Here is a 2434-nt window from a genome sequence, read left to right on the forward strand (position 1 = left end):
ATGCAAAATCGCCGAGCAAAACGCGACGACTATAAACCCTCGGCTGTCCGCGTCACACAGCGTTGCGTGCCTTGAATCGGCACACTCCACCACTGTGCTCTCACATGACTCTACGGTTCGTATAGATTTTTAGACACTCGTTACGCTTGCTACAGACCTAACGGTCTTTCGCAACTCCGCTCTGCTAAAAACCCGAACCTACCTCGGCCTACTCACCCCGTGCTTAGCACTCCATGGCTCGCAGCGGCTGAGCCGGTTATACCGTAATGAATCACGAGTATGCGCGCCATGGTTTGATCACTCTTGCAATCACTCTGTAAAAGCTCGTTGACGATTCTATCCACTTCCAGTACATCACTATTAGCGATATAAGGATCATTGCCGCTATTATTGTTTTGTATGACGACACCGCCGTATTTTTGTATCATGCCAAAAATAGAGTTATTTGAGCCATGTTCTGCGCCTCGCTGTATATATTCGCCCCAATCTGCCAACATACTTCTAACTTGCGTGATATTTAGCATCTTTTAGGCTCCTAGTTGCAATTAAAATAACGATTCGCACAGACTTAAAATTCTTGAATTTCAATAGCACAGTTAAGTGATTGATTTAGTTAATGGTATAATTCCTTTGTTATTCTAAAAGGGAATTTCCTCGCCTATTTTTTCCATCTCCGCCGAGCTATTTTGTGCGTGTAGCTGTGCTTGCTTAGCTTTAAACGCCTGCTGGCCCAATGATGAAGGTGGTGGAGGCGGTGGTTTTGCTGTTTGTACGCGTTCACCGCCCCCGAGCATTTGCATATTTTTGCCGACAATCTCAGTCGTATAGCGATCTTTGCCTTGATTATCTTGCCATTTGCGGGTTTTTATCTTGCCCTCAACATAAATCTGAGCGCCTTTTCTTAAGTAGTCTTTAGCGATATTTGCCAAGCCACTGAACAATACAATTCGATGCCATTCAGTAGATTCATGGTTAACGCCGTGTTGGTCTTGCCATTGCTCTGAGGTGGCTACAGACAGCGTTGCAACACTCTCCCCGCTTTGCGTGCGTCTAATGTCTGGATCTTGGCCCAGACGACCGACAATAATAACTTTATTTACACCTCGCATTGACTAAGCCCTCAACTTTTCAAAAAACGCCCCAATAATTACCGATAAAATAATTAAAAAATACGCAGTGATTAAAGCACTGCCCAAATCTGCATTAATCTCATCAGTGAAAATACTTAAGCCCCATTGCACGACATAAACAATCAAGGTACAGGTATAAAGTAATACCACCGTAACGACTAAAAACCGGGTGCCTCGCTCTAGATCATCGGTAATTTTTTTAAATGTATTCATACTCTACGCTTCCCTGATAATTGTTTTTCTGAGTATTTTCGCGTTAAAAATGGCTTGGGAGGGACGATAGAACGGCAATTAATAACCGCGGTTTTTTGGTTGATAAACTCACGTAGGGCTTTAATGCGTTTTGGTCTCGCATGAACATAGCGATCATATTGCACACGTAAGCCCAGCTTGTAGTGCTCTTCAAACAGAGCGTTGCGAGTTTTATAGGGCTGGCCGTAGGCTTTCCATTTTTTTCGACACTCCTCGACACCGACATTAATGGCCTCAGCAATATCCTCTATGGCTAAATCACGAAATTCCTCAGTAATTAACTGACATTCATAGTTTTCAATCATCAACATGATACTTCTCTAAAACACGTTTGAGTTGGCGAATGGCAATGTATTGACTGACTTGCTGAGTTGAATAACGAAATACTCGCCAGCCGGATTCTGTTGCCATGTTGTACTTTTCACAGTCGGCCTCAAAGCCTTTACCGCGGGTATGACGGCCTTGCGAATAAGTCCCACCTTCCACCTCAACAGCGATTTTTAAATCAGGCCAGGCAAAATCAAAGCGCCATTTGCGTGTCTTGTGAAAACGGTACTCTTGCTTGGGCAAGGTGATTTTTTCTAAACGGCAATGCAGCTGGAAAGCGCGCTCACCTGCTGAAACTTTGCTAGGCATGAGCCGGTCTCCCAAGTGCTCCACGGAGTTTTGCCAGGTGATCACTACCACATTGACGGCTTTTAGCCGGTTTATTTTCGATCATCGGTAAAACAACCGGAGGATATGGCAAGCGTTCACCGTTTAAATCGCGGTAAATAGCCTTTAAATAGCTTTTCTCGAACTTGCGGTACTCACTTATGCCACAAGCATAGTTCTGCGCTCTGAGCGCCTCTGAGGCGATAAAGACGGTTGCGTGTGACCAATGACGCGGCTGAGTGACTTTATGGCGTTGACGAATATTTAAATAACACTCGGCATAAGCTTGCTTGGTGCTCGTGTAGCCGAGCTCTTCAGGTTTCACCTCTTGGCACATCTTGCGAAATTCGCCCGGCGTCACCATGAATGAGGTCATGGTTTTTAGTAACTGGGTTCTC

General features: G+C 44.8%; 6 protein-coding genes. All 6 read right to left on the reverse strand.

Going from position 1 to position 2434, the window contains the following annotated elements:
* Positions 1-212: 212 nt before the first annotated feature.
* Positions 213-524: a hypothetical protein gene (locus C200_RS06495; RefSeq protein WP_230384829.1), complete on the reverse strand. Its 312-nt coding sequence runs from the start codon at positions 522-524 to the stop codon at positions 213-215.
* A gap of 114 nt (positions 525-638) precedes the next feature.
* Positions 639-1109, reverse strand: a complete 471-nt coding sequence (gene ssb / locus C200_RS06500) for a single-stranded DNA-binding protein (RefSeq protein ID WP_016212110.1) — start codon at positions 1107-1109, stop codon at positions 639-641.
* 3 nt (positions 1110-1112) lie between these two features.
* The gene (locus C200_RS06505; protein WP_016212114.1) at positions 1113-1343 is read right to left on the reverse strand and encodes a hypothetical protein; all 231 of its coding nucleotides are present in this window, start codon (positions 1341-1343) and stop codon (positions 1113-1115) included.
* Complete coding sequence (locus C200_RS06510) at positions 1340-1693, reverse strand: hypothetical protein (RefSeq protein ID WP_032126479.1); 354 nt, start codon at positions 1691-1693, stop codon at positions 1340-1342. Before C200_RS06510 ends, C200_RS06505 begins: the two co-directional genes overlap by 4 nt.
* Positions 1680-2018 carry a hypothetical protein gene (locus tag C200_RS06515; RefSeq protein WP_032126478.1) on the reverse strand — a complete coding sequence of 113 codons (339 nt, stop codon included), beginning with the start codon at positions 2016-2018 and terminating at the stop codon, positions 1680-1682. Before C200_RS06515 ends, C200_RS06510 begins: the two co-directional genes overlap by 14 nt.
* Positions 2011-2434, reverse strand: a 424-nt coding sequence (locus tag C200_RS15735) for a hypothetical protein (protein ID WP_080750123.1), incomplete at its 5' end; no start/stop codon positions are given. The genes C200_RS06515 and C200_RS15735, both read right to left, overlap by 8 nt.

The sequence above is a fragment of the Piscirickettsia salmonis LF-89 = ATCC VR-1361 genome (genome assembly GCF_000297215.2).
Lineage (GTDB): Bacteria > Pseudomonadota > Gammaproteobacteria > Piscirickettsiales > Piscirickettsiaceae > Piscirickettsia > Piscirickettsia salmonis.